The 15,917-nt window shown below is 58.1% G+C and carries 2 protein-coding genes; both read left to right on the forward strand.

Features of this window, described 5'->3' with window-relative positions; genetic code table 11:
• The first annotated feature begins 127 nt into the window (after positions 1–127).
• Entirely contained in the window at positions 128–1,849 is a 1,722-nt protein-coding gene (locus NL123_RS09455) for a ShlB/FhaC/HecB family hemolysin secretion/activation protein (protein WP_494357628.1), read from the forward strand.
• 33 nt (positions 1,850–1,882) lie between these two features.
• Positions 1,883–15,565, forward strand: coding sequence for a two-partner secretion domain-containing protein (locus NL123_RS09460; protein ID WP_494357629.1), 13,683 nt, complete (start codon positions 1,883–1,885; stop codon positions 15,563–15,565).
• The last annotated feature ends 352 nt before the right edge of the window (positions 15,566–15,917 follow it).

Below are 15,917 nucleotides of genomic sequence, written 5' to 3' on the forward strand. Positions count from 1 at the left end.
GATGGCATTCTTTCTCGGGTCCTGTATCGGCATTTGAACAAAATTGTACATTTAATTGACGCCACTAAATCGCCATCATACCATCGCCGCCGAATAATGGCGCTATGCCATATAGAGGGATCTAGAAATGTGGCGTTCTGTACGTCGGACCAGGCTCGGCTTGCTGTCCGCTTTTTTTTGTCTGGGGACCGCTGGGCTAGCCCACGCCGCACCTGTGCAAAACACGCCCGGGGTCACCGACCTGATCCGCGACCGTCAGGACCGCCTGCTCGAAGAGCAGCAACGCCGCCTCGAAGAACTCAAAGACCTGCCCGGCAAAACTGCCGCCCCAGCCAAACCATCAGTTCCTGCCGACACCCGCTGCTTCCCCATCAACACCATCGAACTCAGCGGCGCCGACGCCCTGTCCGAAAGCGAGCGCAACAGCCTGCTCAAACCCTACATCGGTCAATGCCTCGGCGTGCCGCAGCTCAACGAGTTGCTCAAAGTCATCACCGACCATTACCTCGGCAAAGGCCTGGTCACCAGCCGCGCCTACCTGCCACAACAGGACCTCTCCAGCGGCAACCTGAAGGTGCAGGTGATTGAAGGCCGCCTGGAAGGAATGAAGAGCGAGGAGGGCAGCGGTATCACCGATCGCCAATTGGCCATGACCTTCCCCGGCAAAACCGGCGACTTGCTCAACCTGCGCGAAATCGAGCAGATGGTCGACCAGTTGAACCGCCTGCCATCGAACCAGGCGCAGATGGAGTTGGCCCCGGGCAAGGACGTCGGCGGCAGCGAAGTGCTAGTCAAAAACACCTCGCAAAAACCTTGGCGCGTGGGCCTATCTCGCCACAACGGCGGCCAACGCAGCACCGGCGAACAACAGTGGGGCGCCAGTCTCGATTGGGATAACCCGCTGGGCCTGGCTGACCAACTCTCCCTGCGTGGCGGCCACGATGCCGTCAGCGATCACCAGAAAACCTCACGCAACTCGATGCTCAACTACAACCTGCCGTTTGGCTGGTGGAACCTCAATTATAGCTACAGCGAGACTGAATACCGCTCCCTGGCCCAGGCCAGCGGCTTCAACTTCAAGCAGTCCGGTGACAGCCAAAGCCACCAGTTGCGCTTGGAGCGGGTCGTCCACCGCGACGCCCTGAGCAAGACCTCCCTCAGTACCGGCGTTGCCTACCTGCGCACCAACAACTTCATCGAAGACAGCAAGCTCGCCCTGAGCAGCAACCGCCTCAGCGAAGCCCAGTTCGGCATCAACCATGGCCGGCGTATTGGCGGCTCGTTCCTTAACATCGACCTGGGCATGCAGGACGGCATTGGCGCGTTCGACGCCCAGGCCAACCACAACCCACGCCCCGGCCAGGCCGATGCGCGCTACCGCAAATACACCGCGACGGTGAGCTACCTGTACCCCTTCAAGCTGTGGGGCGAGTCATTCAGCTTCAGCAGTTTGATGACCGGCCAGCGCAGCGAAGACGTGCTGTTCAGCCCGCAACGCATGAGCCTCGGCGGGCAGTCCTCGATTCGTGGCTACAAGGACCAAAGCCTGGCCGGCGACAGCGGCGGCTACTGGCGCAACGACCTGCGCTGGAGCCGCCCGGTGACCTGGGCGTGGCTGCAGCCGGCGTTCAACGAATACGGCACCAGCCTCGGCTACGACCAAGGCGTGATCCGCCACGGTCGCTACAACGCCGAACAGCATGGGCGCATGACCAGCAATTCCCTGGAACTGTTTGCACGCGGCAAGAACGTCGCGGCCACGGTGACCTTTGCACACTCTTTGGAACGACCGGACCCGATCACGGAACGTGAAGCGCCGATCTATTTCCGCATGGATTTTTTCCTTTAATTTTTTATCGCCCTTTGGGCATCGAGATACGACATGGATGTTCGCCAGTTCGCCTTCCTCGCGCGCCAACCGTCTGCGGCCGTAAAAAGCCGTTCTACCTTCCTGGGCTTGCCCAAGCGCGGGTTGGCGTTGGTGCTGGCTAACGCCATGTTCTGGCAGCCGCTGCTGGCTCAAGCGGATGGCATCGCAGTGAGCGGGCCGGGTACCACACTCGGGCAAGCGGGCAATGGCGTACCGATCGTCAATATTGCCGCGCCGAATGGCAACGGGCTGTCGCATAACAAATTCCAGGATTACAACGTTGGCCAGCAGGGCGTGATCCTCAACAACGCGACCGGTCGGACCCAGTCGACCCAGTTGGGCGGGATCATCCTCGGCAACCAGAACCTCAACGGTATGGCCGCCAGCGTGATCCTCAACGAGGTCAACGGCGGCAGCCCCAGCCAGTTGCGTGGCTACACGGAAGTGGCGGGGCAATCGGCCCACGTGATCGTAGCCAACCCGTACGGTGTCACCTGCAACGGTTGTGGCTTCATCAACACCCCACAGGCTACGCTGACCACCGGCAAGGCCGTAATCGAAAACGGCCAGATCACTCGCTACCAAGTCGACCAGGGCAGCGTTGCTATTGACGGCGCCGGCCTGAATGCTAGCAACGTCGACCAGTTCGAAATCATCACCCGTGCCACCACCATCAACGCGCAGATCCAAGCGAAGAAACTGACCATCGTGGCAGGGCGCAACGATGTGGACGCGCGCACGTTGAACGCCAAGGCGCGTGCAGCGGACGGCAGCAAGGCGCCGGACCTGGCGATTGACTCGTCGGCGCTGGGCGGCATGTATGTGGGGGCGGTCAGGTTGGTGGGGACCGAGGCCGGCGTAGGGGTGAAACTGTCCGGGGACATGGTCGCCGGTGGTGATATCCAGATTGATGCGGCGGGCAATGTGGTCATGGGCCAGACCTCGGCCGGTACGGCAGTGGCGGTCAAAGCAGCCAGCGTAGAGGCCAAGGGCGCCGTGTATGCCGGTACTGACTTGTCGGTGACCACCCAAGGCGCACTGACCAATCAGCAAACCCTGGCGGCCAAGGACAGCATCACACTGGACGCTGCTGGGCGGTTGACCAACAACGGAATCATCGAAGCGGGCGTCAATGCGGATAACAGCCGCAATGCCCAAGGCGATGTGCGCTTAAAAGCACAAAGCATCGACAACAGCGGCAAGACGGTGATTGCCAGCCGTGACTTGACCATCAACACGGGCAACCTGGCCAACCAGGGTGGCACGTTGAGCGCTCAGCGCGATGCGCAACTGAACGCGTCGACTCTGGACAACCAGAACCAGGGCCGGATCCTTAGCGCAGGAAGTCTTGAGGTCACCGCCGGCCAACTGCTAAATCAAAAGGGTCAACTGCTGGCGACTGACGCCACGTTGGCCGTGGGCTCTCTGGCTAACGATGATGGTCAGATTCAGGGTGATAACGCGCTGTCGATCAAGGGCAGCGCTATCGGCAACCTTCGCGGAAACATCGCTGCGGGTAAGCGCCTTGATGTTGTCAGCAACACGCTCGACAACACCGCTGGCAAGCTAATCAGTGACGACGCGCTGACCACGGTGATCGCGGGTCAACTGCTCAACCAGACCGGTTTGTTCGCCGCCAAAGGTGACGCGCGCGTGAAACTGGCCAGCCTCGATAATCGTCATGGCACGATCTTCGCCAACCATCTCAACCTGCAGTTGACTGGGCCGGTGAACAATCAGCACGGCACTATGCGCGGTAACGTCAGCCTGGATTTTAAAGCCGGTGAGGTCGACAACAGTCAAGGCGGCCGTATCACCAGCGGCCAGACGCTTAATGCCAGCGTCAGCGGCCTGGACCAGCACGACGACGGTCGGATTTTCGCAGGCGGTGACGTCAGCCTCGACCTGAATGGCGGCCACCTGAACAACCAGGGCGGTTTGATCCATGCACCAGGTGCGTTGCTACTCAATAACCTGACCAGTGTGGATAACCGAGGCGGCGAAATCTCCAGTGCCCAGGCACTGGGTTTCACGGCTGACAGCCTCGACAACCGCAGCGGCAAATTGCTCAGTGAGCAAGGGTTGCTGGTACGTATTGCTCAAGCGCTGGACAACGCCAAGGGCCTGGTCGCCGCGACCGGGTTGGACCTGCAAGCCAATAGCCTGAACAACACCGAAGGCAAACTCAGTGCACGCGATGACCTGACTGCACGTGTCACCACAAGCCTGGTCAATCGCCAGGGCGAGATCCTCGGCGCTAACACCTTACTGACCGGTGTATCACTGGATAACGGTAAGGGTTTGATCCAGGGCGACAAGCGCCTGACCCTTGATCACACAGGCCTGATCAGCAACCGCAACGGGCGTATGGTCGCCGGGCAGGCATCGGACCTGAGTGCTGCCAGCTTCGACAACACCGGTGGCATGTTCACCAGTGACGGCACCCTGAAGGCGTTGATCTCCGGTCAGTTGGTCAACCAGGCCGGGCTGTTTGCTTCCGCCGGCCTGTTGCAGTTGACGGCCGCCAGTCTCGATAACCAGAACAAAGGCCGCGTCACCGGCAAGAGTGAGCTGGCGCTTTCCCTCGGCCAACTCGATAACCGCAGCGGTTTGATCAACTCCGGCAAAACCATGACTTTGGGGGGCGACAGCCTCGACAACCGTGCCGGTGAAGTGTCCAGCGTCACGGACATTATGCTCAACGGCAGTCAGCTGGATAACAGTGCCGGTGGCAAGGTACTCGCCAACGGCGATATTCAACTGAACCTCGACCGTCTGAACAACCAGCTCAAGGGCAGCGTCTACGCCAAACGCAACCTGAACATAGTACTCAATGGTCCACTGTTGAATCAGCAGGGCGCTCTGCGCAGTGAGGCGAGCCTGACTCTGGACATGAACCATGGCGCACTCCACAACGCCGCTGGCCTGATCAACACCCCCGGTGCGTTGGTACTCAAAAACCTTTCCACGGTCGCCAACCAGCAAGGCGAAATCTCCAGCGAACACGCATTCTCCCTGGCTGCACAAAGCCTGGACAACAGCGAAGGCAAACTGCTCAGCGATCAAGCCCTGACCCTCACCATTGACCAGGCTCTGGTCAATATCAAGGGCGTGATCGCTGCAGCCGGGATTAGTGCTCAGGCAGCGCGGTTGGACAATACGCAAGGCGTGCTCAACAGTTCAAAAGACCTGACCCTGGCTGTGGCCGGTGAATGGCTGAATGCCGACGGCGAAGTGTCGAGTGCTGGCACCAGCGTGATTGACGCCATGACGCTGAATAACCGCAGTGGGCAGGTCTTGAGTGACGTCAGTCTTTCCCTGACGACCCGAGCCGCGTTGGTTAACCAAGGCGGTACGCTCGGCGCCGGTCAGCGTCTGCTGGTGACTGCGTCCAGTCTTGACAACAGTCAGTCCGGCAGCCTGGTCAGCGATGGCAGCGTCACGGTGCAGGTGGAGGGGCTTGTGGACAATCAGGCCAAGGGCCGCATGTTGTCCAAGGGCGATATGACCCTTCAGGCGGGCAGCTTCGACAACCGCGGTGGTGTGCTGAGCAGCAGGCAGGCACAAACCCTTACCGGGCAATCCCTGAATAACAACGGCGGTCTGGTCAATGCCGTTGGGCCGTTACGTCTGACACTGGACGTCGCGGACAACACCAAGGGCCGTATCGCCAGCCAGGCTGATCTCGACGCTACGGTCGGCGTGCTGAACCAGCAGGGTGGCGAACTCGTCGCCCAGGGCAACCTGAGCCTCAGCGGCAATGACTTGGATAACCGCAACGGCGGGCTGGTAGGCGCGACAAAAGCGCTGAAACTCAATGTCGACCGCGTGGATAACCGCGTAGGGGAAATCTCCGGCCAGCTCAAGACCGAGATCAGCGGCCAGCGCCTGGACAACAGCGACGGCAAGGTATTGGCCGGCACCGCGCTGGAACTGGCAATGGTTGAGGTGATCAACCGGGCCAAGGGCCTGGTGTTCGCCCAGGATGTACACCTCAATGCTGCGAGCCTGGACAACACCGAAGGCACGCTGGCCGGTCAACGCTCGCTGGCGGTGCGACTGTCGGCCGGGCTGGACAACATGCGCGGCAAGATCAGCAGCGAAGGCGGCCTGCAACTGCACGCACAGCGGGTGGATAACAGCGGCGGCAGCCTGTCCAGTGCCGGTGACCTGACCCTTACCAGTGACGGTGAGCTGCTCAACGTGGGCGGTGTGGTGGAGTCTGCGCAGGTGCTCAGTCTCACCAGCACCGGCCTGAATAACAGCACGCAAGGCCTGCTGAAAAGCCAGGGCGCTGCCACCCTGACTACCGGGCAATTCAACAACAGCCTTGGCGGTCGTGTGATCAGTGCCAACAGCCTCGATATTCAAGCTACTGACCTCAACAACGGCGGCCGCATCGCCAGTACTGGCGTGCTGAATGCAAACCTTGCAAGCCTGACCCAGGCAAGCGGCGGCGAACTGTTCAGCAGCAGCCAGATGAACCTGGACATGAATCACGGAGAGCTGGCCAACGCCGGGGTGATCAACGCACCGCTGCTGGTGTTGAAAAACCTCGGCAACGTGAACAACCGCAATGGCGAAATCTCCAGTCAGAGCGCCTTCACCCTCGCGGCACGCAGCGTGGATAACAGCGACGGCAAGTTGATCAGCAACCAGGCCCTGAACCTGCGCATCGAACAAGCCTTGGCCAACGCCAAAGGCAGCATCAGTGCGGTCGGCCTCGATGTGCATAGCGCTAGCGTGGATAACACCGACGGTTTGATCAGCAGCCGTGGTGGCCTGGAGATCAGCGCTGACGGCCTGATCGACAACCAGCGCGGCAGCCTGATTGGCGACGGTGCTGTTCTGCTGACCGCCGCAAAACTAGACAACCGCGCGGGCGAAATGGCGGGTAAGGCCAAGGTCACTGTCAACGCCAATCGCATCGACAACCATAAAGGTCAGTTGATCAGCACTGACACCCTGACGATTACGGGTGCCAATCTCGACAATCGCAATGGCCTGGTAGGCGCGACAAAAGCGCTGAAGCTGGACGTGGGCGACGTCGATAACCGTACCGGTGAGCTGACCAGCAACGCCGACCTGAGCATCACTGGCCAACGTCTGGACAACAGCGACGGCGGACAGGTGTTCGCAGCCGCAGGCTTGAGCGTGGCGGTGGATAACGTACTCAACCGTGCGCGCGGTCAATTGAATGGCCAGCGCCTGACACTGACGGGTACAGCGCTGGACAACAGCGGTGGCAAGTTGCTCAGCCAGCAACCTTTGGTGGTGGACCTGACAGGTGACCTCACCAACAACCAGGGCCTGCTGAGCAGTGAAGGCACGCTGGACGTCAAGGCACGCAGCCTCGATAACACCAAGGGCAGTCTCTCTAGCGCGCAAGGCCTGAAGGTGGTTGTCAGCGATAACCTGAACAACCAGGGTGGCGAACTGGTCACTGACGCCAGCTTGGTGTTGCGCAGCGCCAACCTGGGCAACCAACAGGGCACTCTCAGTGGCAAAGGTCCGGTCTCGGTTACCACCGGCACCCTGAACAACCAGACCGGTCGCCTTAACAGCGGCGATACTTTGACCCTGGTCGCTGGCCAGGTAAACAACGGTGGCAGCATTGGTAGTGCCAAGGCACTGAACGCTACGGTGACTGGCCTCGATCAGCAGGCCGGCAAGCTCTTCAGCCAGGCCGGGTTGAGCCTGGACCTGGGCAACGGTCAACTGAACAACCGTGGCGGGTTGATAAACACCAGTGGTCCGCTACTGCTGAAAAACCTCACCACCGTCGATAACCAGGGCGGTGAAATCTCCAGCGACCAAGCCTTTACCCTGGCTGCACAAAGCCTGGATAACAGCAACGGCAAGCTGCTGAGCAACCAGGACCTGACACTGCGAATCAACCAGGCCATGGCCAACATCAAGGGCCTGGTCGGCGCCACCAATCTCAATGTGCACGCAGGTTCCATTGGTAACCAAGGCGGCACATTGACCGGCCGAGGCGAGCTGCAACTGACCAGCGACGGCCTGCTGAATAACCAAGGCGGCAATCTGTTGGGCAGTAGCCGCGTAATCCTCAACGCGATGGCGCTGGATAACACCGCCATGGGGTTGGTCAACAGCCAAGGCTCCCTCGATATTGCGACAGGCAACCTCAGCACTGGCAGCGGCGGTGAGGTGTCCGCCAAGGGCTCGATGGACTTGAAGCTCAGCGGCTTGACGCTGGGCGGCGGTCAAATCGTCGGCGCGCAGGGCTTGACCCTCGATTTGAACGGCGCTGAACTGGATAACCGTAACGGGCTGATTTCCGCCAAGGGCTCACTGGCGCTGAACCGTGTGCACGCCATCAATAACCAGAATGGCGAACTCTCCACCCAGCAAAACCTGACGCTTAACCTCAATAGCCTGGATAACAGCGGCGGTAAGTTGATCAGCAGCCAATTGCTCTCTGTCAACGCAGGCACACTGCTCAACCAGAATGGATTGTTGTCCGGCTGGCAGGGATTGAGTGTTAGTGGCGACAGTCTCGACAACCGCAACAACGGCACGCTTTCCAGTCGCAACGGCGCGGTGGACGTGCGTCTTACCGGCGCTCTGCTCAATACCGCTGCCGGTGCGGTGGCCAGTCAGGGACGGCTGGACCTCACTGCCGCCAGTCTCGACAACAGCGGCGGTATCCTCTCAAGTGGCGCGGGGCAAAGCCTGACCGTCACCGGCCAGTTGAGCAACGGCAACGCTGGCCTGATCGACAGCGGCGCCGAACTCGAGCTGCAGGCGGTCACGCTGGACAACCAGGGCGGTACAGTCAGCGCGCAAAAGGCCCTGGCCATCACCGCCACAGACCTCAACAACACCGGCGGCACCGTCGCCGGCAACGACCGCTTGACCCTCAACCTGCTCGGTTCCCTGACCAACACCAACGGCAAACTGGCCAGCGCAGGTCCGCTGTTGCTACAGCGCGCGATACAGATCAACAACCAGGGCGGCCAGATCGCCAGCCAAGGGTTGCTGACCTTACTGGCTGGCGGCCTGGACAACAGCAAGCTCGGCACTGTCGCCGGTAAAGGTCGTGTGGCGATCACCACCACCGGCATCCTGCAAAATGACGCCAAGGGCCTGATCTACAGTCAGGAAGCCGACCTGCAAATCAAGTCCGCAGGGCTCTCAAACGTTACCGGCGTCGTGCAGGGCCAGAGCGGTTTGAGCCTCGACGTCAGCGGCGATATCGATAACCAGGGCGGCAAGCTCCTGGCTCAAACTGGCGACACCGTGATCAAGGCCAACACCCTTAACAACCAGGGCGGTAGTGTGGCCAGCGTGGCGGGGGGAGTGGATGCCACATTGAGCGACAGTCTGCTCAATGGCGCTAGGCAAAGCAAAGGCGGGGTAGTACAAGGCCAGCGCGTGAACCTGACAGCGCTTACCGTCGATAACCAGCAAGGTCGCATCGCCGCCCAGGACGGCGATGCCGTTATCACTGCCAATCAATTGCTTAACGCCTATGGCGGGGTGTATGCCAAGGGCGCGTTGCAAACCCGCGGCATCTCGTTGGATAACAGCTTCGGGCAAATCTCCGCCAAGCGCATTGACCTCGGCGTTAGTGGGCAATTGAGCAACCACTCGGGGATTATCGAAAGCGAGGAGACACTGACTTTACAGGCTAATGACCTGGTCAATCAGAGCGGCAAGCTACGTGCCTTGGCGCGCTCGGGCAAGACTCAGTTCCAGATCGGCAACCTGTTCGACAACCGCAACGGCGTGGTCGAAACCGCCAACACCAACCTGGGCCTGGCAGCCACGACCTTCCAGAACACCGGCGGCCAACTCCTGCACACCGGCGAGGGCGATTTTGATATCTCCCTGCCCAATGTTACGGGGGCCGGTGGCAGCATCGTTACCCGTGGCGGCCTGACCCTGAATGCCGACACCTGGACCAACAGCAGCGTCATCCAGGCAGGACGCCTCAATGTGAATGTCGGCACTTTCACTCAGACTGAAACCGGGCAGTTGCTGGCGTCTTCACGCCTGGAAGGCAAGGGCGGTCAGTGGATCAACAATGGCCTGATCGCCAGTGATGGCAGCCTGGCGCTGCAATTGACGGGTGGTTATGAGGGCAGCGGTCGAGTCAGCAGTGTAGGGGCGCTAGACCTCACGGCCGCACAATTGACCGTGGGGCAACTCGCGAGCATCGCCGGTGGCGGCAATAGCCGCATCGCTGTGGGCGGGACGCTGGCGAATGAAGGGCGGATCACCTCGGCTACGGACCTGAATATTTCCGCAGGCGCGATCAATAACAGCGGCACGCTGGGCAGCACCGGCAACCTTCGCCTGACCACGCCAAACCTGTTGAACCAGAACGGCCTGATTTTCAGCGGCGGCGACATGGCGCTGCGCACCGATACGTTCACCAACCGGTTTGCCGATGTTTACGGCCTGGGGAATGTGAGCATTGCCAAGGATGACAACAACGGGCAGAGCACGTCGATCAACAATATTTCGGCCACGGTAGAGAGTGGTGGAGATTTGAGCTTGGCCGCTGGCTACATCGAAAACCGCAAGGACGTATTCAAGACTACTGGCGGCCTCGTTTCCAGTTACATCGGTGTGCAATGCAGCAGCTGTACTTCCACTGCTGGATCGGGCCCAAGCTTTCTTGTGTGGGCTGAGAACTTTAAGTCACAGGTTGTTGAAGACTCGGCGGCTTCCAGCATGACCGCCGGACGAAACTTCCTGGTTTCCGGAGGGGATCTGATCAATAAAGCCTCGACGTTGACTGCAGGTAATAACATCTCGTTTACCTTGAAAAATTTCACCAACGAAGGAGCATCGGTAGGTGACTACAGCCTTCGGCGCTCTTATGACTTTGGTTCACTAAACCCATCCAATATTGCGAAGTTCATGCTCACGGTCATGAACTACAACCGGACTCACGACCCGCTCTATAACTCCAGAAGTCCTGCCGTTCATACCTTTAACAGCAGTGGCGTTGAGTCCTATAAACGTATTGGCTTTGAGGGGGGGCGAGACGCTGTTCGTTTTTACACGACTTATGGAACATTACGAATCCAAACAAAGGGTGAGAGCGTCGATCCAAATATTGGTGCTGCGGACGGGCCCTGGGAAATGCTGAGTGCTCGCCCGTTCAATAGCACCACCATCGGTTCCACAACTGCGGCGGGTGCGGTGGTTCAAGCCGGCGGTACCGTCAGTATCAACGCAACACAAAACCTGACCAACAGCGTGGTACGTCAAAACGTAGCGGTCACCGGTAATGCATCCCGTGTGGGCGCTACCCAGGTCACCGGCAACACGGCGGTGATGGTTACGATCAACCGCGAACTGCCACCTGGCCTCGCCCTGCAGCAAGTCAACCCGGTGGCCCTGCCAGGCTTCACCTTGCCCACCGGCAAAAACGGCTTGTTTCGCTTGAACGGGCAAGCTGCGAACACTGGGCAGGTGAGCAGTGGCGACACTGGCTCGCAGAGCTGGACGCTGGGCAATGCCAACGTAGGCTTGGTGCAGCGCCAGCAATCAACGCCCGGCGTCTCCGGCCGTACCCTCCAGGTAAATAATGCCGCGCAAGCAGCAGGTGTCCATCAAGTCGCGCTGACCGCTCGTGACGCCGGGGCCGTCAGTGGCAGTGCCAGTACGATTAGCGTCGCCGGCAATACCGATAGCGGTGCATTGCCGCCCGGCCGTACCACTGGTATTGAAATCAGCCACGGTGATGCGACACACACGCAGGTTTCGCGTCCGGACCTCGAATTGCCTGTATTGACACCGGCAGCACGTGATACGAACGGAGCGCGTGATAACTCCATCGCGTCCAATGCCGGCGCCACTATCAACATTCCAGTACTGACCCCGCTGGCACCAGGCAGCACTCAACCTGGCGCAGCGAAACCCATTCATCGCGTCCAAGGTTTGCCCAACAGCAGCGTCGCCTCCCAACCACATAAATACCTGATCGAAACCAACCCCGCACTGACCGACCTGAAGCAATTCATGAGTTCGGACTACCTGCTCGCTGGCCTTGGCTACAACCCTGACGAGAGCGCCAAGCGCCTCGGAGACGGCCTCTATGAACAGCGGCTGATCCAGCAAGCTGTGGTCGCTCGGACCGGTCAACGCTTCCTCGACGGCCAGACCTCGGACGATGCACTGTTCCGCTACCTGATGGATAACGCCATCCGCAGCAAGCAAAGCCTGGATCTATCAGTGGGTGTGTCGTTGACAGACGCGCAGGTTGCAGCACTGACGCATGACATCGTTTGGCTGGAAGAGCATGAGGTGGCTGGCGAGAAAGTCCTGGTACCGGTGCTTTATTTAGCCAATGCCGACCAGCGCCTGACGTCGAACGGGGCATTGATTGCTGGCCAGGACGTCAGCTTGATTGCCGGTAAGGACCTCATCAACGCAGGCACCTTGCGTGCCAGTAACAATCTTTCAGCGGCCGCAGGTGATGACCTTGTCAACAGTGGTCGGATTGAGGCAGGAAACCGACTGGATCTATTGGCGGGAAATAACATCGTTAACCAGTCTGGCGGTGTGATTGCTGGACGCGATGTAACGCTGACGGCGTTGACGGGGGATGTGGTAAATGAGCGCAGCCTGACAGGGTATGGCATGGGGGAGGGGAATCGCAGTTACTACGGTGATTCTGCGCGTATTGAGGCGGCAAACGACCTGACCATCAAAGCTTCACGTGACTTCACCAATAGTGGTAGTTCCCTGAAAAGTGGTGGGGATACTCTGATTGACGCCGGTCGCGATATCAACATCGTCGCAACGAAAGCGCTTGATTCCGGTTTCAGCGGCATGGGTATGCGTACCAGCGCAGTGACTCAAAGTACTTCTTCTGTCAGTGCAGGGCGAGACGTGGTGATGAACGGGGGGCGTGATCTGAACGCGATCGCCAGCTCAATCAACGCCAAGCGCGATATCTTCATGAATGCCAAAGAGAACATGACTGTCGCCTCTGCCGCGAATGAGGAACACGCTTTCGGCAAGAGCAAGAAGAGGACCATCCAAGAAGACCATGTCAGCCAAGTTGGATCGTTGGTTAGCGCAGGCGCGGATGTACGCCTCACCGCTGGCCATGATATGGCTTTGATCTCCAGCCGTATAACCGCTGGCGACGAAGCTTATCTGGTGGCTGGCGAGAAACTGAGTCTGCTTTCTGCGCAGGATAGTGACTATTCGCTCTATGACATGAAGAAGAAGAGCAAAAGCAAAAAGCAGACGCAGCACGATGAAGTGACAAAAGTCGTGAATATCGGGAGCGAAGTCAAAGCCGGTGGCGACATCGCCCTTATCAGCGGCGGTGATCAAAAATACCAGGCGGCAAAACTGGAAAGCGATCAGGACCTGACTGTGCAAAGCGGTGGTGGGATTGAGTTTGAAGGGGTGAAAGACCTGCATCAGGAGAGTCACTCCAAGAGTAAATCAAGTCTTTCCTGGAACAGCATGAGCGGTAAAGGCAACACCGATGAGACGTTCAAGCAGACCCAGATGACCGCCCAAGGCGAAATCGTTATCAAAGCCGTCGATGGATTGCACATTGATGTTAAGCAGGTCAACCAGCAAACCGTCAGCCAGTCAATAGATGCAATGGTTCAAGCCGACCCACAACTCGCCTGGTTGAAGGAGGTTGAAAAGCGTGGGGATGTGGACTGGCGGCAAGTCAAGGAGGTGCATGATTCATACAAATACAGCCACTCCGGATTAGGGGCTGGTGCGCAGATAGTTATCGCGATCCTTGTGGTTTACTTCACTGCAGGTCTTGCAAGTGGTTTGATTGGCGCAGGAGCGACAGCAGGTTCAGGTACCGCGATGGCCGCCGCGGGTACGGCGTCTGCTTCAGCAGTGGCCGGTGGGGCAGCAGTGGGATCAACGGTAGCGGCTGGTTGGGCTAACGTAGCGCTCACTGCGATTGCTACTGGAGCAGCAAGTAATGCAACGATCAGCTTTATTAATAACGGCGGCAACCTTGGAGCTGTGCTCAAGGATGTGACCGCGAAGGGAGCGCTGCGTGACTATGTCGTTTCGGGAGTCACTGCAGGACTGACTGCAGGCTTGTTCGGCAAAATGACGGGAACAACTACCGCGGTAGAAGGCGCGTTGCCGAACGCTGGAAAGGTGTTGGCCGAAGGTGGGTTGTCGAGCCTGGAGGGGATTGGTCGATTCGGGGCTAACCAGTTGCTACAGAACGGAACATCAACATTGCTGGACCGGGCACTTGGGGGGAATAGTCAGTTTGACAACGCATTGCGGACTAGCTTGGCAAACACATTTGCCGCCGCAGGATTCAATTTGGTTGGAGATATTGGCAAAAAGTTCGATTTGACCGAGGGCGGTCTATCTAAAATCGGTTTGCATGCGGTCATGGGTGGTTTGGCAGCGGAGGCCGCGGGCGGTGACTTTAAGTCAGGGGCGCTGTCGGCGGGACTGAACGAGGCCCTGATTGATGTTTTGGCCAAGCAATATAAGGACATGAAGCCCGATCAGAAAGAAAAGTTGTTAGTCATGAATTCGCAATTGATAGGTGTCATTGCGGCGGCGGCGGGAGGCGGAGATGCGAAGGACCTGCAAACGGGTTCATGGGTCGCCCAAAATAGCACTCAATATAATCGTCAATTGCATCCGGACGAGATAGAGTTTGCCAGTGATAAGGAGCGAGTAAAACGGTTCGCCGCGCAGAATGGATTGACCGAAGATCAGGCCCAGAAAGAGTTGCTGCGTACCGCAGCTGCCATGGTGGATCGTGGCTGGGACAGCATATTGACCGAGGGTAAGACGGAAAAAGCTGCAAACTACCTACGTGCGGAATTGAGGCAGTTCAAGAACGATGGCCTATTCAAGGTTTCGCTGGCAGATTACAACGATGAGCGTGTGGGCTTAGTGGAGTTGTTCAAGGACAGGACCGCTCTTGATAAGATGCTCAAGAATGTCGCGTTGGTCGACCCACTAGCCTATCGCACTGACATTCGCTACATGCGTGAAGTTTTGGATGCAAAGGGTCGCGGCAGCCAGGAAGGTTTTGCCTTTGCATTAGAAGGCATGGCTAGTGGCGCGTCCAAGACAGCACTTTGGGCAATGGGGGCGGCGAATTGCCCGAGCTGCGCAGCTACCGATATTGAGGCAGCCTGGAATTCGGTTCTGAAAATTCCAGAGGAACTTCGTCTTAAAGGTTACTTGGACAACCTTCATATCATGCAGGGCGGCGGCGCTGCTGTAATTCAAGGCAACGCAGCAGCCAGCACGGCAGCTGGTGTTGGTATAGGACTTGCTATTGACGGCGGTCTCTCCGGCATGACAACGTCGAAAGCGCCTATCGGAGGTCCAAAAGTAACAGGTGGTGCAGTAGAGCTAACGTTTGACAAATCTACCCGGACCTGGACAACTCCAGCCGGTCTAGACTATGGACAAGGATCGGTTCAAGGAAACAGAGTTTTGCATGTTTTAGAGCATGCGGAGCCGAATCCGGCCAAGACAACACATAGCGTCTTTAGTATGGACAGAAAAGAGATTTTAGGCGCTGTCGATGAAGCATGGCTCAAGAAAGGTAGTCCTGTAGTAGATGATCCGGGTGCATATGTTGTCCCGATGGGCCGAGCGATTGGTACTTCGGGAGAAACGAGTATTAAAATTATTGTTCGGCCTGGGACCAATCAGGTCATTACGGCCTATCCTGTTAAATAGAGAGGTTTTATATGTTGTGTCCAAGGTGTGAGCAGGGAGATATTGTAAAGGCTAAAATCATAGCTAACGACACTTGCTTGTTCGTATGCCAAGAGTGCGAGGCGTCATGGTTTTTATACGAAGACATTGGGGTTAGGGCCTTTTTCGACTATGGGACATATATGGAAAGTTTAGGGCTGAAACCACTATGGAGTGAGTTGAAAATTATTCCTGAGTAGGTCCAAAAGGACTTGGAAAGGACTATGTTGACATTGTTTCTCCTGAAGCAAAGCAAGATATTTTGTGCGGAGATAATCAAGGCAGTGGTGGATATATGTGGCCAGACCAGGAAGGGAACACCGTTTTTCCTAAA

It is taken from the genome of Pseudomonas sp. FBCC-B1565, from assembly GCF_059133265.1.

Coding starts and splice junctions, on each gene's coding strand:
- NL123_RS09455 (WP_494357628.1), top strand. CDS start 128: ATGTGGCGTTCTGTACGTCGGACCAGGCTCGGCTTGCTGTCCGCTTTT.
- NL123_RS09460 (WP_494357629.1), top strand. CDS start 1,883: ATGGATGTTCGCCAGTTCGCCTTCCTCGCGCGCCAACCGTCTGCGGCC.